The organism is Rhizobium sp. 01L419 (assembly GCF_056400025.1).
Genome location: NZ_JBFTSM010000007.1, coordinates 140,056 through 164,221, shown reverse-complemented (window position 1 = coordinate 164,221; position 24,166 = coordinate 140,056). Strand labels below are relative to the sequence as shown.

At 61.0% G+C, this 24,166-nt stretch carries 33 protein-coding genes and 1 pseudogene; 18 read left to right on the top strand and 16 right to left on the bottom strand.

Annotated elements, in window-relative coordinates; all coding sequences use genetic code 11:
• Window positions 1-189 precede the first annotated feature (189 nt).
• The 4 genes and pseudogenes from AC1DUP_RS15845 to AC1DUP_RS15830 form a co-directional block, all read left to right on the top strand.
• Window positions 190-846, top strand: coding sequence for a glutathione S-transferase family protein (locus tag AC1DUP_RS15845; protein WP_477833121.1), 657 nt, complete (start codon window positions 190-192; stop codon window positions 844-846).
• A 124-nt stretch (window positions 847-970) separates the two neighbouring features.
• Entirely contained in the window at window positions 971-1,705 is a 735-nt protein-coding gene (locus tag AC1DUP_RS15840) for a phosphotransferase enzyme family protein (RefSeq protein ID WP_477833120.1), read from the top strand.
• Window positions 1,706-1,964: 259 nt separating this feature from the next.
• Window positions 1,965-2,645 carry an LssY C-terminal domain-containing protein gene (locus tag AC1DUP_RS15835; RefSeq protein WP_477833119.1) on the top strand — a complete coding sequence of 227 codons (681 nt, stop codon included), beginning with the start codon at window positions 1,965-1,967 and terminating at the stop codon, window positions 2,643-2,645.
• Window positions 2,646-2,816: pseudogene (locus tag AC1DUP_RS15830) on the top strand (sodium/glutamate symporter); the annotation flags it as partial. It lies immediately after the preceding gene.
• Between the two features lie 32 nt (window positions 2,817-2,848).
• Here AC1DUP_RS15830 and AC1DUP_RS15825 read toward each other — a convergent pair.
• Window positions 2,849-3,244, bottom strand: a complete 396-nt coding sequence (locus AC1DUP_RS15825) for a nuclear transport factor 2 family protein (protein ID WP_477833118.1) — start codon at window positions 3,242-3,244, stop codon at window positions 2,849-2,851.
• A 111-nt stretch (window positions 3,245-3,355) separates the two neighbouring features.
• Between AC1DUP_RS15825 and AC1DUP_RS15820 the strand changes: the two genes are divergently transcribed.
• Window positions 3,356-4,336, top strand: a complete 981-nt coding sequence (locus tag AC1DUP_RS15820; protein WP_477833117.1) for a LysR family transcriptional regulator — start codon at window positions 3,356-3,358, stop codon at window positions 4,334-4,336.
• Between the two features lie 262 nt (window positions 4,337-4,598).
• Here AC1DUP_RS15820 and AC1DUP_RS15815 read toward each other — a convergent pair whose 3' ends face one another.
• Window positions 4,599-5,552 carry a LysR family transcriptional regulator gene (locus AC1DUP_RS15815; protein WP_477833116.1) on the bottom strand — a complete coding sequence of 318 codons (954 nt, stop codon included), beginning with the start codon at window positions 5,550-5,552 and terminating at the stop codon, window positions 4,599-4,601.
• Window positions 5,553-5,709: 157 nt separating this feature from the next.
• Between AC1DUP_RS15815 and AC1DUP_RS15810 the strand changes: the two genes are divergently transcribed.
• Window positions 5,710-6,363 carry a hydrolase gene (locus tag AC1DUP_RS15810; RefSeq protein WP_477833115.1) on the top strand — a complete coding sequence of 218 codons (654 nt, stop codon included), beginning with the start codon at window positions 5,710-5,712 and terminating at the stop codon, window positions 6,361-6,363.
• Between the two features lie 145 nt (window positions 6,364-6,508).
• Here the strand turns inward: AC1DUP_RS15810 and AC1DUP_RS15805 are convergent, their stop codons facing one another.
• Entirely contained in the window at window positions 6,509-6,994 is a 486-nt protein-coding gene (locus tag AC1DUP_RS15805; protein WP_477833114.1) for a winged helix-turn-helix transcriptional regulator, read from the bottom strand.
• Between the two features lie 109 nt (window positions 6,995-7,103).
• Between AC1DUP_RS15805 and AC1DUP_RS15800 the strand changes: the two genes are divergently transcribed.
• On the top strand, window positions 7,104-7,826 hold the full coding sequence (locus AC1DUP_RS15800) for a hypothetical protein (protein ID WP_477833113.1): 723 nt from the start codon (window positions 7,104-7,106) through the stop codon (window positions 7,824-7,826).
• Window positions 7,827-7,856: 30 nt separating this feature from the next.
• Here AC1DUP_RS15800 and AC1DUP_RS15795 read toward each other — a convergent pair whose 3' ends face one another.
• Both AC1DUP_RS15795 and AC1DUP_RS15790 read right to left on the bottom strand, forming a co-directional pair.
• Window positions 7,857-8,357 carry a GFA family protein gene (locus tag AC1DUP_RS15795; RefSeq protein ID WP_477833112.1) on the bottom strand — a complete coding sequence of 167 codons (501 nt, stop codon included), beginning with the start codon at window positions 8,355-8,357 and terminating at the stop codon, window positions 7,857-7,859.
• Window positions 8,358-8,524: 167 nt separating this feature from the next.
• Window positions 8,525-8,791: a DUF2277 domain-containing protein gene (locus AC1DUP_RS15790; RefSeq protein ID WP_113311385.1), complete on the bottom strand. Its 267-nt coding sequence runs from the start codon at window positions 8,789-8,791 to the stop codon at window positions 8,525-8,527.
• A gap of 91 nt (window positions 8,792-8,882) precedes the next feature.
• Here AC1DUP_RS15790 and AC1DUP_RS15785 point away from each other — a divergent pair, with 91 nt between their 5' ends.
• The 3 genes from AC1DUP_RS15785 to AC1DUP_RS15775 all read left to right on the top strand — a co-directional run bounded on the left by AC1DUP_RS15785 (window position 8,883) and on the right by AC1DUP_RS15775 (window position 11,214).
• Complete coding sequence (locus AC1DUP_RS15785) at window positions 8,883-9,014, top strand: hypothetical protein (protein WP_477833111.1); 132 nt, start codon at window positions 8,883-8,885, stop codon at window positions 9,012-9,014.
• A gap of 15 nt (window positions 9,015-9,029) precedes the next feature.
• Complete coding sequence (locus tag AC1DUP_RS15780; RefSeq protein WP_477833110.1) at window positions 9,030-9,269, top strand: DUF2934 domain-containing protein; 240 nt, start codon at window positions 9,030-9,032, stop codon at window positions 9,267-9,269.
• Between the two features lie 184 nt (window positions 9,270-9,453).
• Window positions 9,454-11,214 carry an adenylate/guanylate cyclase domain-containing protein gene (locus tag AC1DUP_RS15775; protein ID WP_113301955.1) on the top strand — a complete coding sequence of 587 codons (1,761 nt, stop codon included), beginning with the start codon at window positions 9,454-9,456 and terminating at the stop codon, window positions 11,212-11,214.
• A 76-nt stretch (window positions 11,215-11,290) separates the two neighbouring features.
• Here the strand turns inward: AC1DUP_RS15775 and AC1DUP_RS15770 are convergent, their stop codons facing one another.
• The 3 genes from AC1DUP_RS15770 to AC1DUP_RS15760 form a co-directional block, all read right to left on the bottom strand.
• A complete protein-coding gene (locus tag AC1DUP_RS15770; RefSeq protein ID WP_113311388.1) occupies window positions 11,291-11,695 on the bottom strand; it encodes a PAS domain-containing protein in 405 nt (134 codons plus the stop codon).
• Window positions 11,696-11,812: 117 nt separating this feature from the next.
• Entirely contained in the window at window positions 11,813-12,340 is a 528-nt protein-coding gene (locus tag AC1DUP_RS15765) for a DUF4142 domain-containing protein (protein ID WP_113301957.1), read from the bottom strand.
• A gap of 90 nt (window positions 12,341-12,430) precedes the next feature.
• Window positions 12,431-13,015, bottom strand: coding sequence for a glutathione binding-like protein (locus AC1DUP_RS15760; RefSeq protein WP_477833109.1), 585 nt, complete (start codon window positions 13,013-13,015; stop codon window positions 12,431-12,433).
• Between the two features lie 114 nt (window positions 13,016-13,129).
• On the opposite strand from AC1DUP_RS15760, the gene AC1DUP_RS15755 reads away from it, so the two are divergent.
• Together AC1DUP_RS15755 and AC1DUP_RS15750 are read left to right on the top strand one after the other, a co-directional pair.
• Entirely contained in the window at window positions 13,130-13,498 is a 369-nt protein-coding gene (locus tag AC1DUP_RS15755) for a winged helix-turn-helix transcriptional regulator (protein WP_113311390.1), read from the top strand.
• Between the two features lie 97 nt (window positions 13,499-13,595).
• On the top strand, window positions 13,596-14,480 hold the full coding sequence (locus AC1DUP_RS15750) for an AraC family transcriptional regulator (protein ID WP_477833108.1): 885 nt from the start codon (window positions 13,596-13,598) through the stop codon (window positions 14,478-14,480).
• 62 nt (window positions 14,481-14,542) lie between these two features.
• Here the strand turns inward: AC1DUP_RS15750 and AC1DUP_RS15745 are convergent, their stop codons facing one another.
• Window positions 14,543-15,745, bottom strand: coding sequence for an MFS transporter (locus AC1DUP_RS15745; RefSeq protein WP_477833107.1), 1,203 nt, complete (start codon window positions 15,743-15,745; stop codon window positions 14,543-14,545).
• A 198-nt stretch (window positions 15,746-15,943) separates the two neighbouring features.
• Between AC1DUP_RS15745 and AC1DUP_RS15740 the strand changes: the two genes are divergently transcribed.
• Window positions 15,944-16,135, top strand: a complete 192-nt coding sequence (locus AC1DUP_RS15740; protein ID WP_477833106.1) for a DUF6494 family protein — start codon at window positions 15,944-15,946, stop codon at window positions 16,133-16,135.
• A gap of 158 nt (window positions 16,136-16,293) precedes the next feature.
• Here AC1DUP_RS15740 and AC1DUP_RS15735 read toward each other — a convergent pair whose 3' ends face one another.
• The gene (locus AC1DUP_RS15735) at window positions 16,294-16,794 is read right to left on the bottom strand and encodes a BA14K family protein (RefSeq protein WP_477833105.1); all 501 of its coding nucleotides are present in this window, start codon (window positions 16,792-16,794) and stop codon (window positions 16,294-16,296) included.
• Window positions 16,795-16,849: 55 nt separating this feature from the next.
• Between AC1DUP_RS15735 and AC1DUP_RS15730 the strand changes: the two genes are divergently transcribed.
• Together AC1DUP_RS15730 and AC1DUP_RS15725 are read left to right on the top strand one after the other, a co-directional pair.
• Entirely contained in the window at window positions 16,850-16,978 is a 129-nt protein-coding gene (locus AC1DUP_RS15730) for a hypothetical protein (protein ID WP_477833104.1), read from the top strand.
• Window positions 16,979-17,114: 136 nt separating this feature from the next.
• Entirely contained in the window at window positions 17,115-18,176 is a 1,062-nt protein-coding gene (locus AC1DUP_RS15725) for a class I SAM-dependent methyltransferase (protein ID WP_477833240.1), read from the top strand.
• A gap of 603 nt (window positions 18,177-18,779) precedes the next feature.
• On the opposite strand, the gene AC1DUP_RS15720 is transcribed toward AC1DUP_RS15725, so the two are convergent.
• From AC1DUP_RS15720 to AC1DUP_RS15705, 4 genes are all read right to left on the bottom strand, one after another.
• Entirely contained in the window at window positions 18,780-18,986 is a 207-nt protein-coding gene (locus AC1DUP_RS15720; RefSeq protein WP_113302128.1) for a hypothetical protein, read from the bottom strand.
• A gap of 39 nt (window positions 18,987-19,025) precedes the next feature.
• Entirely contained in the window at window positions 19,026-19,274 is a 249-nt protein-coding gene (gene rpsU / locus AC1DUP_RS15715) for a 30S ribosomal protein S21 (protein ID WP_007819039.1), read from the bottom strand.
• A 28-nt stretch (window positions 19,275-19,302) separates the two neighbouring features.
• A complete protein-coding gene (locus AC1DUP_RS15710) occupies window positions 19,303-19,593 on the bottom strand; it encodes a cold-shock protein (protein WP_113302127.1) in 291 nt (96 codons plus the stop codon).
• A 128-nt stretch (window positions 19,594-19,721) separates the two neighbouring features.
• Window positions 19,722-19,931, bottom strand: a complete 210-nt coding sequence (locus AC1DUP_RS15705; RefSeq protein ID WP_007819041.1) for a cold-shock protein — start codon at window positions 19,929-19,931, stop codon at window positions 19,722-19,724.
• Between the two features lie 528 nt (window positions 19,932-20,459).
• On the opposite strand from AC1DUP_RS15705, the gene AC1DUP_RS15700 reads away from it, so the two are divergent.
• A complete protein-coding gene (locus AC1DUP_RS15700; protein ID WP_115034739.1) occupies window positions 20,460-20,969 on the top strand; it encodes a GNAT family N-acetyltransferase in 510 nt (169 codons plus the stop codon).
• Between the two features lie 35 nt (window positions 20,970-21,004).
• Here AC1DUP_RS15700 and AC1DUP_RS15695 read toward each other — a convergent pair whose 3' ends face one another.
• Window positions 21,005-21,577 carry a PH domain-containing protein gene (locus tag AC1DUP_RS15695; protein WP_115034738.1) on the bottom strand — a complete coding sequence of 191 codons (573 nt, stop codon included), beginning with the start codon at window positions 21,575-21,577 and terminating at the stop codon, window positions 21,005-21,007.
• Window positions 21,578-21,938: 361 nt separating this feature from the next.
• Between AC1DUP_RS15695 and AC1DUP_RS15690 the strand changes: the two genes are divergently transcribed.
• A complete protein-coding gene (locus tag AC1DUP_RS15690) occupies window positions 21,939-22,397 on the top strand; it encodes a hypothetical protein (protein ID WP_115036454.1) in 459 nt (152 codons plus the stop codon).
• 194 nt (window positions 22,398-22,591) lie between these two features.
• Window positions 22,592-22,966 carry a hypothetical protein gene (locus tag AC1DUP_RS15685; protein WP_477833103.1) on the top strand — a complete coding sequence of 125 codons (375 nt, stop codon included), beginning with the start codon at window positions 22,592-22,594 and terminating at the stop codon, window positions 22,964-22,966.
• A 14-nt stretch (window positions 22,967-22,980) separates the two neighbouring features.
• On the opposite strand, the gene AC1DUP_RS15680 is transcribed toward AC1DUP_RS15685, so the two are convergent.
• The gene (locus AC1DUP_RS15680) at window positions 22,981-23,520 is read right to left on the bottom strand and encodes a GrpB family protein (RefSeq protein ID WP_477833102.1); all 540 of its coding nucleotides are present in this window, start codon (window positions 23,518-23,520) and stop codon (window positions 22,981-22,983) included.
• Between the last annotated feature and the right edge of the window lie 646 nt (window positions 23,521-24,166).

The following is a 24,166-nucleotide window of genomic DNA, read 5'->3' as shown; positions in this document are numbered from 1 at the left end:
GACGCATCCTGCTGAACTTCATTCTCCATGAGAGCTGCAGCAGTGCCCTTTCCGGCACACAATCGTTCTATGGGCGACCGATGGCGCAAGCCCGGCTCCGCGTGGTCCGCGCGGATTAATTCGGGCATCATCTGTCGGCTTCCCGCCTGCCCGTCCGTCTTCCAGACGGACAGACCAAGGAGAACGACCATGACGATTACGATTACTGCCTTTGAACGCTCGCCCGATCGCGGCAACGGTCTGGCGCGTGACATGCGCGTTCGCTGGGCGCTCGAGGAAGTCGGCCAGCCCTATGACGTCCGCTTCCTTTCGTTCAAGGCGATGAAAGAGCCCGCCCATCGTGCGCTTCAGCCTTTCGGGCAGATTCCGACCTATGAGGACGGCGATCTCACCCTCTTCGAATCCGGCGCGATCATTCTGCATATCGCCGAACGCCATCCGGGCCTGCTGCCTGATGATGCCAACGCCCGCGCCCGCGCCATCGCCTGGATCTTCGCCGCCGTCTCCACGATGGAACCTGTCATCGTCGACCGCGAAACCGCCAGATATGAAGAGGGCAAGGAGAGCTGGTACGACGAACGCCTGGCCTATGTCGAAAAACGCATCCGCAAACGGCTCGGCGAACTTTCCGCCCGGCTTGGCGATGCCGACTGGCTGGACGGGAAATTCAGCGCCGGCGACCTGCAGATGATCTCGGTGCTGCTGAGATTGCAAAGCTCGGCCCTGCTGGAGGAATATCCCGATCTCTGCGCCTACATCTCGCGCGGGCAAGCGCGCCCCGCATATAAGCGGGCGTTCGAGGCGCAGAAGGCGGTGTTCCTGGCCATATCCGCAGGCGGGCAATAGGTCTTGATAGGGCCAGTGGGCGACGAAAGCCTTGACCACTTTGCGCCACCATGGAACGTCGTGGCGTCGTAAACTTTCTCTATTTCTTCCGTCAATTCGATCATGGCCGCCAGGGATATCGCCAATGGGATGGGAAGCACTCAGGCAATGGAGTGAAGATGCTGTTCGCATCGAACCACTGACGGGTGGAGTTGCCAATGACGTGTGGAGCGTTCGCCTCCATGGGCAGATCGCAGTCGGTCGTCTCGGCTCCAGAACCGACGCTGATCTCGCATGGGAAACCGAGCTGCTTCAACACCTCGACCGTGAAGGCATGACCGTTCCAGTGCCGATCCCGACGGCTGACGGCCGGCTGTTCGTGGATGGTCTGGTGGTGATGAAATACATGGAGGGCGGACCGCCCGAGACGCAGTCCGACTGGCGTCGCGTGGCCGACACGCTCCGCGAGCTGCATCGGTTGACGCAGGGCTGGCCGCAGCGCCCGGGCTGGCGGTCGTCGACCGACCTCCTGCATGCCGAAACCGGAACGAGGATCAACCTTTCCGCGATGCCGCCCGAGGGCGTTATTCGATGTCGAGCAGCGTGGGCGCGGCTGATCGGGCGCCGGACATGCGTTGTCCACGGCAACCCGAACAGCCCTGGCAACGTCCGCATGACTGCGGATCGTGTCGCATTGATCGACTGGGACGAGTCACACGTCGACGTCCCCGACCTTGACCTGGTACTGCCCGGCAACGCCGCCGATCTCGATGACGGCGCGCATGACATAGCCGCGCAGGCATCGGCCGCATGGGAAGCCGCCGTCTGCTGGCAGGACGAGTACGCAGTCAGGCGGCTTGCCGAAGTTCGACCGGTCTGAGCAGTTTTGGCGGATCGATGGGTCGCAAGCGTGCTTTCGAGGCACGGAAGGCAGTGTTCCTGGCTGTGTCGGCTGGCGGGCAATCGTCTGATTGAGGCCGAAAGCCGGCGAAAGCCTTGGCCGCTTTGCGTCACAAGTGGTTGTGGCAATTGCTGCCGAAGCCAACTGCAAATTATGGATGTTGCCGCCGCATGTTCGGCGTATGATCCTCCCTGGCAATCTGGGGGGATTTCCAATGCGTCATCGCACGAAAATCCGCATGGCGACGAGCACCGTGGCTGCGCTGCTGTTTACATATTTGCTGCTTGCCTATTTCGTCATTCCCGAAATCTGGATTTTTCACGATGCTGACCGCGTTGCCAAAGTTGGCAACATGGTCACGACCACCGAGCAGGGTATTCCCGGCGACCCGATCAATGTCGGTCTTGTCGGTTCGAAGGAAGAGGTCATCCGGGCGTTTGCGGCTGCCGGATGGGATCCTGCCGATAAGATTACCTTGCGCACGTCGATCGATATCGGGCTGAGCGTGGTGCTTGATCGGCCTGATCTTGATGCGCCGGTCAGCCCACTGCTTTTTGAGGGCAGAAAACAGGATCTGGCATTCGAAAAGCCCGTGGGCAAAAGCGCCGACGAACGCAACCATGTTCGTTTTTGGCTGACCGAACAAACCGGCCCGAATGACCGCCCGCACTGGCTAGGCTCGGCAAGTTTTGATCGGGGCGTCGGCTTCAGCCACGATACCGGTCAAATCACGCATCATATCGGCCCTGATGTCGACGCAGAGCGAGACCTTGTCATCAGCGATCTTCTCAAGGCCGGACAACTTTTGTCGAGCTATGAGATCGATGGCATCGGAGCGACCAAAGACGGGCGCAACGGAGGCGGCGATCCCTATTTCACCGACGGAGAGGCTCTCGTCGGCGTGCTTCGAAACCAGTAGCACATCAGCCTGTTGCGCACATTGTTGGTAACAAATGTTGCCATTCTCATCGGCTACGCCCTGCACGAGATCATCCTTGAAGCCGGGATCAATCTTCCGCTGTTCGTCGTCTGCCTGCTGGTCGCCATCGTGATGACGAACAGCGTTCCGTTCCTGGCTCCGAGATTGCCGTGATGTGAGGAGATCGCAATGATCAGCCCCTTTCAGGCCAGGATCTCGGCTGCGAACACCTTCTGGACGATCTGCCAGCGCCCGTTGAGGTAAAAGCACGACAGCAGGTCGGTCACCTCGCGGGGCGGGATCCGCAGGCGGAGCTTGAGCAGCGCCATGTCACTGTTAATGGCGATTGAGAGGATCTGGTCGGCGCGCGCACTGCCGGCATCCTGCGGTGAGGTCAGGCTCCGGACCGCATCAAGCCAGGCGGCAACAGGCGTAACCACCACGCTGTTGCCATCGCCACGCCTGGTGACCAAGGCCGCGGGGTCGAAGATGGTCGCGAACGTGTCGGCGTCCATCGCGTAGGCGGCATCGAAGTAGGTTTTCGTTAAGGCGACCAATTCATCTATGTTTCCCGTCGGGGGCGTGTTCTGCAACGTCATGGTGGTTCCCTTCAACTCTAGTGTCCAGCTGAGTATAAGGATGGGGGCGGCAACGTTTAGTCCGCGCGCACTAATCAGCCTTATAAGCTGGGCTAAGCAATCGAGGCGATCATGAAACCTTCCCTTCCGTCTGCCGGAGACTTCAACCAGCTCCGCGCCTTCGTGGCCGTTGCCGGTTCGCTGAACTTCAGCCGGGCGGCCGAGAACCTCGGTGTGTCATCCTCTGCGCTCAGCCAGATGGTCCGAGGGCTTGAGGAGCGGGTCGGGGTCAGCTTATTCAACCGCACCACCCGCAGCGTCTCCCTGACCGAGGCGGGGGCCAAGCTGTTCGAACGGGTACAGCCCGCCGTGGAAGAACTGGCGGAGGCGCTGGGCGAGACCCGCGAGCGCCGCGCCCGTCCCGTCGGGACCGTGCGGTTGCACTGCTTCCGGGCGGCCGCGGACCTCTACCTGACGCCGATCCTCCGTGACTTCAGCGACGCCTATCCGCAGGTCGTGCTAGACATCACGCTCGACGACGCCGTCGTGAACATCGTGGCCGAAGGCTATGACGTTGCCATCCGCCTCGGGGAGGTGATCGACAAGGACCTCATTGCGGTGAAACTCGGCCCGGACCTACGACAGACCGTGGTCGCCTCGCCCGACTATCTCGCCCGGTACGGGAAGCCGGCTCATCCGCGCGACCTTCTCGCCCATCGCTGTATCGGCTGGCGATGGCCGGGGCAGAAGACGCCATACAAATGGGAGTTCATGGAAAACGGCAAGTGGTTCGAAGTCGCAATCGACGGCCCATTGATCTCCAACATGAAGGACTTCGGGGTGCAGGCGGCCGTCGACGGAGTCGGTGTTGCATTTGCCAGCCAGCAGCTGATCGCCCCCCACATCGCGGAGGGCCGCCTTGTCGCGCTGCTCGAGACCTGGTCCGCCCCCTTCCCCGGCTATTACCTCTGCTATCCGGCGCAACGGCAGATGGCGCCGCCGCTTCGCGCCGTGATCGACGCCATCCGCGGCGGCCCGCGCGAGAGTGACAGCGTCAAGGCAGCGGCGGCGATCGGCGCGGCTGTTCCTCGAGGTCTACGTCTGCAACAGTAACGCAGGGCATCAACAAGAGTTTTCCGAAACCTCACCGGGACAGACGACCTTCAGCACGAAGGTTGCAGGTATCCCTGTTGCAAGACGCAGAGCATGGCGCTTGGCCTACCCTCATGGCAGCCACGCTCCCGAATGCTCGCCCAGGCGGCTATTACGCCCCGAGCAAGATATTCGAGCTGCACGGCAATCCCAAGGAAACAACGACCGCGCCTCATGCCGATGATCCGCCTGCAGCGCGCGCTGTTTGACGACCTGGAACGTATTACCGGCGTCCACTACGATCTCTGACAGATCCCGCATGAAAAAGATCCTCTCCCCTCTGCGCACTGCCGACGCCCAAGGGCGGTGGAGCCTCCACGAAACAATCGATCAGCATGTCCGTGAGGACGCGTATCTTCCTTGCGGGATGCTGCCCCGCCGGGCGGATGAGGTAGATGCCCGCCGGCGGTGGCGGATAGCGTGTCATGACCGGAACCAGCGCGCCGGAAGCGATATACTCATCGGTTACGCCATCGGGGATCCAGGCTATGCCGACCCCCGCCAGTGCGGCGGCGGCAAGGGCGAGCGCGTTGTCGGCCTTGAAGCGTCCCCGCGGATGAACCGTGATGATCTCGTCTCCGTCGAGGAATTGCCAGGCCTCCGTTCCCTGCATGAGGGCCTCATGGCCGGCGAGTTCCTCCGGCGTCTCGGGGGCGCCATGCCTCCTGATATAATCAGGGCTGGCGACCAGCTTCCCGTAGAGCGGACCGATGCGTCTTGCGACCATGTTGGAATCCTGAAGAAAGCCGACCCGGATCGCGCAATCGAAGCCCTCCGCGATGAGATCGACGAAGCGATCGCTGTAGGACGTATGGATGTGCAGTTCGGGATGGCGTTGCGCCATCTGCGCAAGCACGTGCGCGAAGTGGCTGGGGCCGAAAGCATGCGGCACGGCAACACGCAGGCGGCCGCGCAGGTCACCGGAAGGCAGGATCGTTTCTTTCGCCACGTCGATCTCGGCACAGACCCTGGCTGCATGGTCTCGAAAGGTGATCCCCGCTTCCGTCAGAGCCGCGCCGCGGGTCGTTCTTGCAAGAAGCTGGACGCCGAGTTCCGCTTCGAGCCGAATGAGCCGCCGGCTGACCATCGATTTGGAAATGCCGAGCCGCCGTGCGGCGGGCGAAACTCCCCCGGCACCGGCAACTTCAACGAATGTCCTGAGATCTTCGATTTCCACGTCAGCGTTCCCCATTTTGCGACACAGCTTGGCATCAAAGCAGGCTACCGTAACAAAAACGGGAATGACAGTGTCCGCTTCGCAGGCGGCGCCGCTGTCAGCGCATGTCTGCCGGTAAACCGAACTCACACATAAAACGGCAGCAGAGGATATATTCATGACCTTTCGTAACGGCCTTGCCTCGCTTCTTCGCCCCGATGATTCCGTACTCGTTCTGATCGACCACCAGCCCTACCAGCTCGCCAACCTGAACAGCCACGATCCGCACATGGCGGTCAACAACTCTGCGGCACTGGCAAAGGCCGCCAGGGCTTTCGGCGTGCCGACCATCCTGACCAGCGTGGTGGCTGCGCGCGGCGGCCTCATCTTCCCGCAAATCACTGACGTGTTCCCCGGCCAGGAGGTGATCGACCGGACGTTCATCAACACCTGGGAAGACAGGAAGGTGGTGGATGCGGTCAAGGCAACGGGCCGCAAGCAGCTGATCATTGCCGGCCTGTGGACCGAGATCTGCGTCGCGATGCCGGTGATCCAGGCTCTCGGCGAAGGCTGGGACGTGACCGTCATCACCGATGCGTCGGGCGGCACTTCGGTCGAGGCGCATGAGGTCGCGATCCAGCGCATGATCGCAGCCGGTGCGAACATGATGACGTGGCTGGCGCTGGCAGCTGAATGGCAGCGTGACTGGGCCCGGCTGGAGACGGCCGGCGCCATCACCGAGGTGATCAAGGAGCACGCTGCCGGCAGCGGCATCGCATATCTCTGGGAACAGCAGCTCCTCAACACGCCGGTACCGGCCAACGCAGGCTGATGTCACCGGGGATGACGAGACGTTGGATGAAGCGATACGAAAACGTTCGTCGCTAATCTCGACTTGTCATCCCCCTTCAGTTGGACGGGGCGCCTCGCAATTCGGTCAGCCCCGGAGACCAAGGTTTAATCAACGATCCCGGGGATCAACGATCCCGGGGATCAACGATCCCGGGGGTCAGCGCCCCCCTGGCTTCAATGCGAAACTCTTCGGGGTCCAGGATTCGACCATCCCGGGCTGCAAGCTGGAGCTTCGGCAATGGCTGCCGGTTCAAACTGTCCACGACCGCGTAGTTCAGCTCCCCCTCCGCAAAGCAGTTCTCTTCCCCCCATTGCCAGAGCGCGACAAGGACCACGCTCAGCTGGCGCCCTTTCGGCGTCAGAAGGTAGAGATGGCTCAGTGCGGAGTCAGGGTCCGGCTCCACCGTGAAGATGCCCTCCTCCACGAGCTTTCGCAGGCGAGCCGACAAGATGTTCTTTGCCAGCCCGAGGCTCTTCTGAAACTCCGAAAATCGTCGACGCCCCTTGAAAGCCTCCCGGACGATGAGGAGCGACCACCAATCTCCGACGGCTTGCAGAGAACGAGCGATCCCGCACTGGGCGTCCCCCATGTCAGTTCGCTTGCCCTTCATTTTTCCGCTCCCATCCAAATTATGGTTGCAAAGTTAAACCATATGGAGGTAGATGTCGACAGGTTTCAAAGTTAAACCTTTATGATCACACGAACCGGAGGGCCTTGGAATGACAGACCTATTGGATCTCGCAATTGAAGCTCATGGAGGCTGGGAACGCTGGCAGCAGATCGAGCAACTGCATGCGCACATCAAGGTTGGTGGCGCGATCTGGCATGTGAAGGGCTGGCCGGATGTCTATGCCGATATCCACACCTCGGTTTCCACCCGGCGTCCGCACACCGAATTCACTCCCTTCCTGGAGGAAGGACAGCATTGCGTTTGGGAGCCGGAACGAACGGCGATCGTCGCCGACAGCGGCGAAGTCATTGAGCAGCGCGTCGCACCGCGTTCGTTTTTTGAAGGACACACGATCCCCACGCCCTGGGACCGACAGCACCTGATCTACTTCACCGGCTATGCGATGTGGACCTATCTGACCACACCCTTCCTCTTCAAGCTTCCCGGCTTCATGACGGAAGAGGTCGAGCCGTGGCAGGAAGAGGATGAAATCTGGCGCCGGCTGAAGGTAACATTCCCGCCGACCGTTCCAAGCCATTCCACCGTGCAGACCTTCTATTTCAATTCGGACGGTCTGTTGCGACGCCATGACTATAGCGCCGAGATCATGGGCGGCACCAGGAGCGCCAACTATGCAAGCGACCACCAGGATTTCGCTGGTTTGATAATCCCGACGAAGCGCAGGGTTTACGCAACTGATGCGGACAACCGGCCCCTCCTCGATCGGGTCGCCGTCTCGATTGATCTGCTCGACATCGGCATCAAGCCGTAGCCCACCCACTGGCCGCCGCCGGAACAGGACTCAGCCATCCCGCCCCCTCACCGGCCATGAGGCGGTGTCGTGATCGGGGTGCTGGTTGCTGCTCTCCTTGATCGCCGCGGCCCAGTCGGCGCCGTTGCTTTCAGTCGCGCCGGTATTTTCCATGTCCGTGATCGTATCGAACCATGCCACCATGTTCTCGGTGCAGGTATTGGCAAGCGGCGAGAAGGCTTTCGGATCGTCAAGCGAACCGATCATCAGGTTGGTGCGACCGTTTTCGAGGTGGTGGAAAAACAATGGCGTGCCGCAATTGGCGCAGAAGCCGCGCTCGACAAGCTCCGAACTCTTCCAGACATCAGGCTTGCCGCGTGTCCAGGTGAGTGCATCATCGGGCGCGGCGACAAGCGCGGCAAAGATGTTGCCCGAGGCTTTCTGGCACATGCGGCAATGGCAGAGATGCGAATTGTCGAGCATGGCGGTTGCGTGGTAGCGCACGGCACCGCACTGGCAGCCGCCGCTCACTTCCATCTCGATGCGTTTCATCTTTTCTCCTTCAAGAGGCAGGGTGGGCTTCATCTCTTCCAGGTTTTCGTCTTTTGATCGTCCAGCGCAGCCGGTTTCTCCAGCCACACCTGCCGGCCTGCCAGCGGCGCCTCGCGCCAGCAATTCCATTCCGAGGGAAGGATGCCTCGATAGTTGCTGGACGCTTCCTAGGCGAAGCGGGTCGCGGATCGTGCCCGCGCCTTTGCGGCGACTTCGTCGCGGTCGCGTGGCGGTTGGGAAGTCTCCAGTGAATCCAGCAATTCATGGGCGCATCGCGCAATCGACAGGACGGCGCTCTCGAACGCGGCCTCGTTGCGTTTCGATGGTTTGTTGGTTCCGCTCAGCTTGCGCACGAACTGAAGCGCCGCATCATGGATTTCTTCGTCCGTCGCTGGCGGATCGAAATTGAACAGGGGTTTGATATTTCGGCACATGCCTTGCTTCCCTTTATCGTCTCTGCACCAGCGCCGTGGCGTAGGCGTTAAGCTAGTCGCATAAGCGCCAATTGCAACGGACCGGGCGCGCGTGGCCCGCCTCGCGAATGACGGTAAAGGGTCGACACCCGTCATGACCGAGGGAACGCCGATTGCCGTCATCGTTCACGAGATCGACAACGACGGAACTGCCGTCACGATCGGCCGTTATGCTGCCTCGTAAACACGGAGGAATGCCATGGACGACCTGCAGCAGAGACGTGAGCGCGCCTATCGGATCTGGGTGGAAGAAGGCCGGCCGGAGGGCCGCCATCTCGATCATTGGCGGCGCGCCGGCGAAGAAACCGATGTCGGCGAGGAAGAGGCGGCTGAAACGACCGAGGCCAACGAGAAGGCCAATGACGATTTCAATCGCGACGGCGGCGAGCCCGGATCGGCAGCCGATATCCGCCCTCCGTCAATATCGAGCGCGGACTGACCGCGAAGGCGCTCAAGAGCATCGGCCCGAAAACCGGGATCAATCGGGGTCGGCCAGTCGTGCTTTAGAAAAGCCTCCCCAAGGCTTGCCATCGTATCGCCAGCGTTGCCAATCCCCGGACATCCGGGCCCGTGAATGTGCTACATTGGATCGTCGCGTGCTTCTGTTGCGGGAGGGATCGAGAATGCAGCGCAAGCTGGCCACGATCATGGTCGGGGATTTCGTCGGCTCCACCACCGCGATGGAATCGGATGAGGAAGGCGCGATTGCCCGGATCGACACTGTGCTCGAGACCGTTCGCATGGTCGTCCAGCGCCATGACGGCCGGGTCTTCGGCACGGCGGGTGACGCCCTGCTCGCCGAATTCGCCAGTCCCGTCAATGCGCTCAGGTCCGCCATCGAGGCGCGCGCCGAGATTGCCGCCCTTCCTGGAGCGAGCGGCGGCGACATGCGGTTCGGCCTCCATCTCGCCGATGTCGTCGTCGTCGGCTCGGACCTGCGCGGCGACGGGGTGAATATTGCCGCGCGCATCGAGGCGTCTGCGCCCCCCGGCGCAATCGAGGTTTCCGGGCTGCTTTACGACCAGGTCCGGCGGATCTCGCCCTGCGGATTCGAAGATATCGGCGAACGGCAACTGAAGGGAATCCTGGAGCCGATCCGGATCTACCGCGTCACCGAACTGGTGGACCGTCACGTCTTTCAGTTCGCTCCGACGCGATCCGCTCCCAATGCCAGCCAATCGCCCCGGACCAACTCGATCACTGTGGCGCGGTTCGACGTAGCGCCCGGCGCTGTTGCCGATCAATGTTTCCTGGCGGAGGGCATTACCGACGACCTGACGCTCGAACTCAGCCGCCTGAGGGGGTTGTTCGTCAGTTCGCGCTCGGCGGCAACCGCGCTGACGACGAAAGATCCCGTCGAGATCGGCCGCCTTCTCGGCGTCGGCTACGTCATCAGCGGCTCGATCCGGCAGGCGGGCGACGACCTCAGGGTCAACATCGCGCTGACCGAGACCGGAGAGGGTCTCGTCATCTGGTCGGATCGTATCAAGCGTCCGTTTCGCGAATTGCTCGATGTGCTGGACGAGATCATCGCTCGCGTTGCAGCAACCGTGTCCGGACGGATCGAGCAGTCGGAACTTGCAGCAGCGCGGCTGAAGCGCCCGGAGAACATGACGGCCTATGAGTATTACCTGCGCGGTGTGGACCATCACCGCCTGGTTGGCGTGTCGGATATTCACGTGCACGAAGCCATGGCCTGGTTCGAGCGGTCGATGGCCGCCGACCCCGGTTTCGGCCGTCCTTTCGCAATGCATGTCTGCTCATGGAGCAACCTGCCAAGCTTTGACATGCACAAGGCCGAACAGCAGGTGGCACATGCGCTCGCCCTCGACCCGTCCGACCCGGAAGCCCATCGCATCATGGGCGCGATCAAGATGAAATCGGGCGACTTCGTTTCGGCGCGTTACCATCACATTCGTGCCCACGAACTCGCGCCGAACGACGCCTATATTCTCGGCCGCAGCGCGGCGTTCTATGTCTATGCGGGAGAGCCTGAGCGCGCGCTGGAAATGCTTGACCGCGCCGAGACGCTCGATCCCTTCCTGCCGGTCTGGATCACCGAAGAGCGGGTGGCGGCCCTCTATGCGTTGAGCCGTTTCGAAGACATGATACGCGTCGCCCTGACGCTGCCCTTCCAGACGAGGCGCAAGTCGCTCTACCAGATTGCCGCGAACATGGCCTGCGGCGACGCCGGAAGGGCTGAATTCCTGGTCCGGCAGGCGCTTTCCCTCGATCCCACCCTGTCGGCGGTCTATATCCGCATGCAGGAAACCTATGAAGACGAGTCGGTCACGGAAACCCTGGTCATGCGCAATTGCGATGCCGGCCTGCCGCTGACGCCGCGCAAGCCCGCAGCCCGGAAGAAATCACTCTTGCTGAGATGATGATCGCGAGAAGCATCCGCACGTCGATTTGAAGAGTTGGAGCGTCCTTCATGCGTCCGAATGGACACACGGCGCTTCAATGCGTCCGCAATCCCTCCTCCTCGGGCTCGGCCATCGGCACGACGATGCCGGAATAGAGCACGGGCGATCCGCTGTGGTCACGAAAGGCCCGGCCGAATGCCGCAACCATCCGGTACCGCCCGTCCTTGCCCTGGACGCGATAGGTGTTCTGTTGCGCGATATCGGCAACGATGACATCAGAGATCTTCTTTGCCAGGTCCGGACGGTCATCGGGATGGACGCGTGCCAGATAGTCTTCCAGCGGCAGGCCATGCACCGTGGCGTCGGGGTCGAGGCCGAAAAGCACGGCCACCGCGCTGTCTGCGAAGACGAGGTTCCTGACGATATCCCAGGTATAGATCCCCGCATCGCAGGCTACTTCATCGAACATATCGAACGAGTGAACGTTTTGCCCAGTCATTGCCTGCATGTTCCCGTCATTTATTTTAGTTAAGACTAATGACTTGCAGGAGAACGTCAAGGCGGGAACTTCCGCCCGCTTATGCAGGCTTGCCATTCCCGCCTCCTCGGCCATTCTTTACTTGTTCAAATCCTTTGCCATCTGCAGGTGATGCTCAAGCGCCGGGCGCGTGTTGGCGGCCCAGGCCTTCAGGTCCGCATTGTCGCCTTCGTCGCCATAGCGCTTGAAGAGATCGACCGCATCCTCATGGGCATCTTCCTGGTCGGAATGATATTGCTTGGTGAAATCCTCGCCCTGCAGGCCTTTGAGCTTGTCGAGCATGGATTGCTGCCCCGATGTCATCGCCTGCGGGATCTTCGCGCTCACCTTGCCGCTGGAAACCAGCGCCTTCAGTTCCTGGGTCGTCTTCTGGTGATCCTTGACCATCTGTTCTGCGAAGGCCTTGGTCGATGCATCGGAGCGCGCGATCGCAAGCTTGCTGGATTCGATCTCGAACATGTCGGATGTCGCCGCTTCCGCCACGAAATCCTCCGTCTTCGGCGCAACGCCGAGCACGGAATTGACACCGGTTTTTTCCGCCGCCGTCTGAGCGAGGACGGGAGATGCGATCAGCACGGCAAGGCCGGCGATGAGGAAAGGCTTCATGATTGTTCTCCTGGTTTGGGGGCGCCGTCAGGCCAACAATTCAGGCGGGCAAAAGTTCCTCCCGTCCGCCGGTCCCGGTAATTTCCGCGATCAGCCGAGTCCCTCCTCGGCAAGCGCCCTGATCACGGAGGGCAGCGCCCGCATGTGGTCGAAAGATCTGGCGAGCGCCTCCGGCAGCTCGACGCCGCTCCTCGGTGCGACCATCAGGACCCAGAACAGGTAGCAGTCGGCAATCGTCATCTCGTCGCTGACAAGGAATGTCTTGTCGCCCATCTGGTCGGCAAGGATGGCGAAGGCCTGCGCCAGCTTTCCACGGGCGCGCTCCTTCTCTGGCTCCGGGAAATCCCTGAAGAAGGGCTGGTAGCGCGAATGGATCTCCGACGACATGAAGGCAAGCGCCTCGAGCACCCGCCATCGAAGAATGCCATCCCCAGGCAGAAGCTTGCCGCTCTTCTCGGCGATATAGTTCAGGATGACCTGGTTCTCAGTCAGGACCGTTCCGTCTTCCAGTTCGAGCGTCGGAATATAACCCTTAGGATTGATCGGCAGGAAATCGCGGCCATCCCCGGTCCTCTTGCCATGATCGATGCTGATCAGCCGGTAGGAAAGCCCGGTTTCGATGAGCGCGATGTGATCGGCAAGGCTGCAGGCGCCCGGATAATAGATGAGGTTCATGGTGGTCTCCTGGTGCTGACCCATCTCCGGGGAGACAAGGTCTCGATTGTTGACCACAGCCACTTATGGGACCTAAAATCGTCCGTCAAAAGCATATCTTTGGGAGCAGGTCAGATGGATGTGACTGCCAGGCCGACAGCGGCCGACTGCAAGGGTGTCAGCGAAATCCTGAGCCGCGTCGGCGACAAATGGACCATCCAGGTCGTCGTCGTGCTCCGGCGGGGAGCACTGCGGTTCAACGGGCTCAAACGGCAGGTGGGCGGGATTTCGCAGCAGATGCTGACGCGGACGCTCAAGACCCTGGAACGCGACGGCATGATTGCAAGAACCGTTCACCCCAGCACGCCGCCGCAGGTCGAATATACGCTGACGCCGCTCGGGCATTCGCTCTCGGAAACGGTGCGCCACCTCGCCGACTGGGCGGCTGAAAACAGGGGAAATATCGAGGACAACCGCCTGCGCTACGACACGGATCACGCATAAGACGATCCGCGTCGTCCGGGCGCTAAAACCGCAAGATCGGTCGAGCGCGTCATGTCTGCCTGCGTTTAGTTGGTGCTGCCACGGAGAATACGGAACGATGAAGGCAGCGCTTCGAAACTACCATGCCCGGATGCAGCGGGTGCTGGATCACATAGACCGGCATCTGGACGACGATCTGGACCTGGACGCGCTGAGCAGCATCGCGGCCTTCTCGAAGTTTCACTTTCACCGGCAGTTCTCGGCGACCTTCGGCTTGTCGGTGCATCGCTATGTCCAGCTTGCCCGGTTGAAGCGCGCTTCACACCGGCTGGCCGCCAAGGGCGACCAGAGCGTCACCGACATAGCAATGGATGCCGGCTACGGTGCACCGGATGCCTTCGCCCGCGCCTTCAGGCAACGGTTCGGGCAATCGCCTTCGTCGTTCCGGAAATCGCCCGACTGGGTTCCGTGGCTTGCGGCCTTCAGGCCTCTCGAAAACGCAAGGAGCAAGCTCATGCAGATAATCTATGAAGAAAACGACGTGACGATCCGCGATGTGCCCGCCACGCCGGTGGCGATCCTGGAGCATCGGGGCGACCGGGCAACACTTGGCACCACCATCGAGCGCTTCATCGCCTGGCGCAAGGCCGCCGGCCTCTCACCCGAGACCAGCCCGACCTTCAACATCTTCCGGTCTCCGAGGACACCTGCGGTTCCCTCCGATTACAGCATGGACCTTTGCGTCGGGACGGACAGGCCGATCGATGCCGATGATGGGGTGATGAAATCAGGCGTGATCCCGGGCGGACGCTGCGCGGTCATCCGCGTCGTCAATGATACCCACAATCTGGAGCCCGCAGCACTCTACCTCTACCGCGACTGGCTGCCGGCCAGCGGCGAGGAAGCGCGCGATTTCCCGATCTATTGCCAGCGGCATTTTTCCTTCTTCCCTGATGTGCCGGTCCATGAGGTCGTCGTGGATCTTTTTCTGCCGCTGAAATAGCGCTGCGACGGCGGCCTGTCCCTACCGTCGCCGGGAAAGGGACAGGCCGCCATCCACCGGCCTTATGGGTTCACGACGGCTTCGCTGACCGGACGACGGCCCCTGAGCAAAAGCAGGACGAGGATGGCGGTGCAGGAGCAGAGCAGGCAGAGGCTCAGCACCGCCCTGCTCCCGAGATTGGTCATCAGAGAAATCAGCACCGGCGGAGAGATTGCCGAGATCCAGTTCAATGGCAGGGCGATCCGCGAAAGCGCCTTTGCAAACTCGCCCTTGTCATAGAAGACAAGCGGAATGGTCGACCTTGCGACGGCAAGCGCCCCGCTGCTGATGCCATAGAGGAGCAGGAAAACGGCGATGGCCGCCGGCGAGCCCTGAGCGCCGAAGAGAATGACCAGCGATCCGCACAGGATTGCCGATGAGGCGACCCCTATCGTTACGCCGTCCCACCGTTTTTCCGTGACGATATTGAGCCCCCGGGCACAGATCTGCACGATGCCGAGCGCCGAGCCGTAGCCAAGTGCCTGCGCCGGGCTCAGGCCCTCGGCCTTCAGGAGTTCGATCAGAATGGAACTGAAACCGAAGGTGATGAAGGCATTGAGCGCGATGGCAGCGACGATCAGATAGAACGTCCGGTCATAGGATCGTCCCGAACCCCTGGATGTCGTCGCCTTGGTAACGGCTGCGGCTTTGCTCCTTGCCGGCAGGCCGAAGATGTAGAGCGGCAGGCAGACCGTGATCATGACGACGGCATAGACTTCGCACGCGCCGCGCCATCCGATTTCTCCCGACAGGAACGACGTGAGAGGCCAGAAAACCGTGCCGAACAGGCCGGAGACCAGCGCCAGGCTCGCAATCGCTCGCGCCGCATTGCGGCCGGCGATCTCGTTGAGAAGGATGTGTGCCGGCGTGGTGAGACTGGCGCTTCCAGCCGCGCCGAGTACCAGCCAGCCGAGGAAATAAGTGACGGGCGAATGCGACAATGACACGAGCGCCAGGCCGAAGGCCGACATGATCGTTCCGCCGATCATGACCGGACGCGCCCCGATGCTGGTAAAAAGGCGCGAGAGGAACGGCGCGCAGGCACCCATCGTCACATAGAAAACGGTGGTTCCCGCAAACACCGTCGATATGTCGATGTTGAGATCCGCTGCCATGTCCCGGCTGACGACCGCCGGGAAACTGACCGCGCCCCACCCTATCAACTGGGCAACCGAGAGCACGACCAAGGGCAACAATAGACGCGTCTCTGGTCCGGGCCTGTCCATGAATCTATTCCTGATTTGCAATTGCAAATCACTAGCAAGTATGCTGCATCAGTTTTATGACAGCGGGCTTCCCCTGCGGTAACGGGTATCGGGTCGATCTCCCGGCTCGGGTTGAATATCGGCGCCGTACGCCCCATTCAGCTTCCCTGACTGCTCGCCTTCCCTTACAATCCCCTTCCGGATGCAGGGGATTTCACCATGAGTGAAGACGCTTTCAACATGTCGATCCGCAAGTTCCTGAAGGAAGTCGGCGTGACCTCGCAGCGCAAGATCGAGGAGACGGTGCGCGACGGACATATCGGCGGCAAGAAGCTGAAGGTCCGCATGACGCTGACGGCCGAAGGCACCGGCCTCAACCACGTGGTGGACGGCGAAATCGATCTTCCTTAAGCAGGCCAAGTGATCAGGCGGCGCTTCCGACGCAACCAAAGCAGCGCGGCGGTGCCTGCGTCAACCGCTTTGCAGCGCCGCTTGTCCTGGCGGACGCACCAGGGTCGCCAGCGCACCGGCCTGGTTTCCCCTGGCGCAATGACCCCTCTTGCGGGCCATCAATAATAGGGCGAGACGCAAGCCTGTCGCGGACCGTAATAGGGCTGGAACGTGTCGTCGTAAGCCCTGTAGGACCGGTAACGCGCAAAGCACCAGCGCGTATGTGCATTGCCGCCATAATAGGCCCGGCGGTAAGTGCGTGGCGCATAATAGCGTGGCGCATAATATCGCGGAGCGTAATAAGTCGAGCCGTAGTAGCCCCGGTCGTAGTAGCCCTGATCGTAATAACCAGAACCATAATATCTGGGCTGCGCCAGCATTCCGCCGATGATTGCGCCTGCGGCCAGGCCGCCGAGCGCCAAACCCCAACCGTCACCACCATGGTGGCGATAGTATCCGCCGCGATAGCCGCCGTAATAACCGCCGTAACCACGGTAGCGCACGGGCTGGGCCTGAAGCGCCTCGACTTCGGGGGCGACAATGGTGGGAAATGCAACGGCCGGCGGCGCGCTCGTCAGCGCCGCGACCACCGACAGGGCAACGATTGCTAGCCTCTTCATGGCTTCACCTTTCCGTCTAAATGGCAGCCGATCATTATAGCGCGGAAAAGACGGCGTGGCACTTAATTTCCCGGCCGGCGATGGTGTTCCCGGAGGGGTCAACCTTGGCCGCCATTTCTCCCGCCGCGGTCGATCTGCCCTGCGCGGCTTGCCGCAACTCTTCCACCTGCGACCGCTGGCCTGACCCGTCTGCCCTCACCCGCTCCCCTAACCCGAATGCAGCATTGACTGTCTGCCGCTCCGGCATAGATTCATCGGCGGGTCGATCTATCGGGCTGGGGCTGGCGCATCTTGAGGAGGGTGTCATGCAGAAAACCGATATGCAGCAACCTGACATGCAGAAAGTCGATGCACTCGTCGGTCGCCTGGTGGGCGATCTCGGGGCCGGCGTATCAGGCGTTCTCGTCGTGCTCGGCGATCATCTCGGCCTGTTCAAGGCGATGATGGACGGGCGGGCGCGATCCTCGATGGAGCTTGCGGAAACGACGAGCCTCACCGAGCGCAATGTGCGCGAATGGCTGGCCGCCATGGCGGCTGCCGACTACATCACCTATCACGAAGCCTCGAACAAATTCGCCATGACGCCGGAGCAGGCGCTGGTTTTCGCCAATGAGGACAGCCCCGCCTTCTTCGGCGGCGCCTTCGAGATCGTGCAATCCATGTGGATGGACGAGCCGAAGGTGGAGGAAGCCTTCCGCACGGGGCGCGGTCTTGGCTGGCATGAACACAGCACCTGCCTTTTCCGCGGCACGGAGCGCTTCTTCCGGCCGGGCTATAACAGCCATCTCGTGACGGAATGGATCCCGGCGCTGAAGGGCATGAAGGAAAAGCTGGAACGCGGGGCGGAAGTCGCCGATGTCGGCTGCGGCCACGGCGCCTCGACGATCCTGATGGCCCAGGCCTTCCCGAAATCGCATTTCCACGGCTTCGATTATCACGGTCCGTCGATCGACCGGGCAAAGCGCGCCGCAAAGGAGGCGGGTGTCGCCGACCGGGTGACCTTCAGCAAGGCATCGGCCAAGGATTTTCCGGCCGGCGACTATGATCTGGTGGCCATGTTCGACTGCCTGCACGACATGGGCGACCCTGTCGGGGCTGGCCGCCATATCCGCGAGACGATGAAAAAGGACGGCACCTGGATGATCGTCGAACCCTTCGCCCATGACGGGCTGAAGGACAATCTCAACCCCGTCGGCCGCGTCTATTACGGCGCCTCGACGATGATCTGCACGCCCGCCTCCATGGCCCAGGAGGTCGGCCTCGGGCTTGGCGCGCAGGCAGGCGAGATGAAACTGCGCAAGGTGGCGCTCGATGCGGGATATCACCACTTCCGCCGCTCGAGTGAAACGCCGTTCAACATGATCTTCGAGGTGCGGGCCTGAGTCGGTTTGGGTGAGGTGTGGAGACGCAGCCGATTGCTGCGAAAAACCCCTCCCCAACCCCTCCCCACAAGGGGGAGGGACTAACCTAAGGCACTGCCTCGCCCTCCCCGAAACGTCGAAGATTTAGAAAGCGGGCGCGGCACGTTAAGCCCCTCCCCCTTGTGGGGAGGGGTTTGGGGCGGGGTCTTTTTGCAGCCCCTGACAGCGAGTATGTTGAGGCCTCGGCAGATCGGTCATTTGCAGTTTTGGCAAATCGGGATGGGCTTCGTGTGACAAATTTGTCCCGAGAAAGCCCTGCCGGACATCTCCCCTACAAGGGGGAGATCGACAAGTGGCGTGACCTTCAAGTCACTTTGTCGTCACGCCAAGTTGCAACGTTGATTGCTTGGGGAAGTCGGTACGCCCAGCCAATCTCCCTCCTTGTGGGGGAGATGTCCGGCAGGACAGAGGGGGTGGCCACACGGCACAACGCAAAAGTGGCGGAGCTCAGAGCGGCTTATACCGCGACAGGCCAACGGCCAAACACAAAAAGCGGCGCCCAAAGAGCACCGCTTCAAAATCATCAATCACACGAAGCCACAGCAAGGCGAGGCCAAAAGGCCTCTATCCCTTTTTCGGCGCCCTGGTCTTCTTTACCGGCGCCTCGGGGGCGGGCTGGGCGAGCCTCAGCGCGCGCAGCTTTTCCGTCTTCTTCTGTCGGGCGACAGCTTCGCTTTCGAGGATGTCCCTGGCGACAGACGTCGTCTGCTCGGCCTTCGCCTGCGGCGAAAGCTTTTCGGGCTTGAAGAACGTGTCTTTCGTCTCGGTCATGTTTCCTCCTTCTCGATGGATTCGGAAACCGGGAAAACGTCAGCGACCGCCGCGGGCGGGCATCACCTTCTTCTTCGGTGCCGGGAGCAGGCCTTCGCGCTGCGCCTGCTTGCGGGCGAGCTTGCGAGCGCGGCGGATGGCTTCGCCCTTTTCGCGGGCGCGCTTTTCCGACGGCTTTTCATAGGCGCTGCGTTCCTTCATTTCGCGGAACACACCTTCGCGCTGCAGCTTCTTCTTCAGAACGCGCAGTGCCTGATCGACATTGTTGTCTCGGACGAGTACCTGCAAGTTTTCTCCTTAATCAGCGTTGCTGCTGTTATTTCCTGATGCGGATCGAATTCGAATTGATCCAGCTCGATTTCGAACTCTCGGTAGCCGCTCGCGCTTCGGAAGGCAAGGGCGGTGAATGCGATGCGAGCACGTCTATATCATCCTGACGGATGCTGCGCTCGAAATTCTCGTTCTGGAACCGGACGCGATAATGGACGAAGCCTTGCGCGGCCGGCATGACGGACAGAATGTTGCCGGAGCCCGAGGGCTGGACACTGCCGAGAACGCCATGCTTGAGCATGATGGTATCACCAGGTCGATAACGACGGTTTACCATATCGTTCTCCACATGAAATCAAAATAAAAGGCCGGGACTGCTCCCGACCTTCCCCGGCCAGTTCCTGGCCTCAGTCATCGCCTTTGCGCGCCAGTACATCCGTGGTCGCGCAAAGTCGTGACAATTTCTTAGGCAGCGCGGAGGTTGTCGGCAGAGCTCTTGCCCGAACGACGGTCCTGCACGATGTCATAGGTGACCTTCTGTCCGTCTGCGAGCGAGCGCAAGCCTGCGCGTTCAACTGCAGAAATATGGACGAAAACGTCGGTGCCGCCGTTATCCGGCTGGATAAAACCGAAACCCTTGGTGGCGTTGAACCACTTGACTGTACCTGTATTCATAACGATCTCCTTTCAAAGCAACCGTTGAAGTTCCCCGCGATACCCTGCGGGATTGGGTCGATTATTTGGAAGGAAATCTGACGAGAGCGCAAGGCTCTTCAACGACGTCACAAGCAATGGTCGATTTGCGTAATATACGGTCAATTTTAAATTTGGCAACAGAAATCAACGGAAAGGCTTAAAATCGCCGACAAGTTCCGCCCGTAAACGGCTGATTTGGCGTCAGAATACCATTTGCGCGGGCGGCTGCCGGTAGCCTCGCTGAAAGGCTGAAAGCCGCGCCGCTGTGTGGTGGCTCACGCCCTCTGTCCTGCCCGACAACTCCCCCAAAGGGAGGCAGATTCGCAAGTCGCGGAAACCGGCCGCTCATATCCGGATAAACTGCGTGCTCAGCCCGCAGACTTCATCACCCGCTGAGGATATGGCCTTGGGGCCTGCCTGGATGTAATAGGAATCCCAGCCCCCGAGGCGCCGGTATCGATACGGCGCTTTCGATCGAGGCGAATCGAAAGCCCACTGGAACCACATATGGCGACGAAGCCGGTTGAACATGCAGTAAAGATCCGCCCTGCCACATCGGGCGACATGGAAATTCTCGGCGGCTTCGGCGCCCTGCTCGTCGCGCTGCATCACGAACTGGACGCCAGGCGCTTCATCGAGGCGGCAAAAAGCACGCCGGCGCGATACGGGCAGTTCCTCGAAAGCCAGCTCGCGCGACCGGAGGTGATCGTGATCGTCGCCGAAGAGGACGGCGCGCTGCTCGGCTATGCCTATGCGGTCTCGGAAGGCTTCGACTATATGTCCCTTCGCGGGCCGGCAGGCGTCATCCACGATCTCTTCGTCGATCCGGCGCGCCGCCGCGAAGGCGTCGGCAAAATGCTCCTGGAAGCGGCGATGGCCGGACTGCAATCCCTCGGCGCCGAACGCTTCGTGCTCTCCACCGCCTACCGCAACGACATCGCCCGCAGCCTGTTCGCCGCCATGGGATTCCGCCCGACGATGGTCGAGATGACGCGCGAAGCGGATGAGGCCGGCTAAAGGGGCCGCAGACAGGCAGTTTCACTGGTTGTCCGCTATGATGCGGAGGTTCGCCTCGCCGCAGCCGCCCCAAGCCGCAGCTTCTCGATCTCCGCAGCGGCCTCACCGACGTTGTGCACACCCAGAAATGCCAGCTTTACGACCTTGTCGTCATCGACAGTTTCCCGGCGGAACGTGATCGATCCGGCACCATCAGCTCCCTGCGTGAGCTCCACGGCATTGATGGCCGAGGGAGCGATCGTCGTCACCTGTTTGCGCCTGAGGTCTTTGACGATCAACAGCCTGTGGTCAGTGACCGCATAAACCGTGCGACGCGTCACCAGTACCGCCCGAATTCCATGTAGAACGCTCAGAAGACCAAATCCGAAGAACAAGAGGCCGAAAAACACACCCATAGGACCCTTGGGTGCATCCGACAGCATGTAATCATTGAGAGAGGGGAATAAAAATCCCGTGCCGACGCCGGCAGTCAATAGTCCCACCCAGAATTGCCCCTGCTCGATGGCTGCAGTTGCCCGCATATTGGGCCGCCCTTTCCAAAGGATGATCTCCCCTGGGCGAAGCTCTTTCCTGAGCGCGCCATCTGCATCCCAAAATCTGGAAGCCATTTGCCTGTGCCCTGCTCCTAGCGGCCGAGAGCTTCAATTTCGCGCTTCCTTAAAAGCCCGCTTCAGCAGAGGTCCGGAGTGGCAACAAATCCATTCGCGACATCCCTCTTGCGTGTCGCTATTGGTTATCCGACTCTGGCATAGAGTCAATTCTGAATTGAAGAATAGTGTCCGCCCGAACATCCGGAAATTCGCCGCAGCGAAGCAGGACAAGCGGTTGTTGCCGCTAGGGATAGCCCTGCTCCACAACGTCTTCAGAAGGATCAGGCGACGGCCTGTTCTGCCATCGACCCGCCACTTTCTGCAATCATGCCTAGAAGCGGCCGGGGTGGATGGTGCTGTCTTTCAAATGGGGATTTCGATGAAGTCATGTCATGTCGCAGCCGCAATTCTTGCATCGCTTTTCCTGGGGCTCACAGCCTCGCAGGCCGCCGCCTGCAGCTGCAAGGAAAGGTCCGAAAAGGAGAAATTTTCCAGCGCCGACCTCGTGGTGAAAGGCCGCATGAAGCTCGTGACCTACGGCGTCCCGATGCCGGTTTCGCAGGGCGATGAGCCGCCACCCCGGATGACGCGCGGCGATTTCGAGGTCGACAAGGTCCTGAAGGGCAAGCTCAAAGACAAGACCCTGCCTATCTATACCGGCACCGGCATGGGCGATTGCGGCCGGCTCGACGCTTTCCTGGGCGCCGCCGTCTATTACGAATCCGATAAATTCGCCGTCTGGGAATTTGGTCTGTCGAAGATCGAACATGGCGGGCAGACCGTCTATTTCACTTCGATCTGTGAGTACATCAAGGCCCCAAACCAGAAGGAAGAGTGAGCCCTCGGCTCTCGCCGGTATCCGGCTACCGGACCCCCTGTGCCCTATATGCGCCATCGCGAATAAAATTGTGCAGTGCGGCTCTCCTGGCTTGCCCTTGTCTTCGGTTGACGGTTTTTGGGAACTTCCGGCTGCAGGGAGGATTCATAGGATGAAGCACCCCTCGCCCCTTCCCCGCATGGCAGGAGTGGACCATGGCAAAGGCAACTGAGTTCAAGACCATCAGGGCGCTCGCCATCGCGCTTTGCGCCGCCCTGCTTTTCAGCGGCGCCGCCAAGTGGCCGACCTTGCCGAGCTCGGGCTTTCTGATCGGCCGGGGCGCAGCACCCGAAGATGTCGACAACGGAACCGCGATCTTTGCTGCCGGACAGGATGACCTCAGCTATGGAAAGCCGATCAATATCGAAATCCCGCAATACGGCTATTTCCGGCAGGATGATAAATACGTCATCATCCTGCAGGCCGAGAAATATGACGGGAAAAGCATCATCGGCGCTGAGACATTCGATGGCGAGAAGGTTGTCGGCCTGATCGACGAGTTCGAACTGCTGGGCGTTCACGCCCGGTAACCTCCTGCGCTTCCCTATGCATCCGGCTGCGGCGGCGTCCAGCCGGTCTCGGCCGCCCAGCGGTCCGCCCGGCGTATCACCGCCCAGAGATAATCGGCCTTCCCCAGCGTATAGGCCTGCCGATCGTCGCCATGGGCAGCGGCAAGCGTGAGCTTGAGCGCGATATAGGCCGGATGTTCCGCCGCGTGAGCGCGCATGTAATCGCGAAAAAGCAGCGCCCATTGCTCATGCCAGCTGCCGGAGCGCCTGATATGGATATGCGTACGCTCCTGACCGGGACTTTCGCGGAAATAGCGTTTGGCGAGATCCGGATTATCCTGCCGCCAGACATAGCCGATTGCATTGAGCGGCGTGAGCAGTCGCTCGAAGGGCTCGAAACCGGCGACCGAAATCTGCATGTCGATGATGGGCTTGGCGGCCATGCCTTCTATGGCGGTGGAGCCGATATGATCGATCCGCAGCGCAGCGTCTCCGAGCGCCCGGCGGATATCGGAAGCTTTCGACCGGAATTTTTCAGCAGAGAACGGCGACCAATCGACAATCTCGATCGTCATGGCTGATGTCTCGCCTGTTGCGGAAGCGGATATCCGGCTCGGGGCTTCCAGCCCGAACTGAGAGGCGCAGGATAGGCGATTTCGGCTTTTGCGCAATGACGGGTGCGCCGCCGGCATCGGCATTCAGACGGCGGCCGGGGTGGCGCGCAAAAAAAGAGGCTCGTCGGGAGAGACGGCCTCGAAGTTGCGTCAATTTGGCCCAGCTCCACAGGGCCGACCTCACCCTAGTCGTTAGCCTGATAACCGCCACCCCCAATCGGGTGATATTTGACGGGATTGAGAAGATTTTCGGGAAAAGTCAGGGGATTCAAGGAGGCTTCCGTAACGTGAGCCTCGGCGGTGGCGCCGTTCCGCCGCAACCGTCATTTCCTTGTCCTTGCGGCAGCTCGAGGGATACTCATTGGGTGAAGGTGATGAAGCATGCGCCGTGTGGCACCCCCCTCTGCCCTGCCGGGCATCTCCCCCACAAGGAGGGAGATCGGCCGGGGGCACTGGTTTCCCCAAACAATGGGCGTCCGGCACGGTAGACCGTCAGTGATGTGCGAAGGTCAAGCCATTTGCCGATCTCCACCCTTGTGGGGGAGATGTCCGGCAGGACAGAGGGGGGTGTCACACGGCAAGCCCTCACCCGTCATTTCCCTGTCCT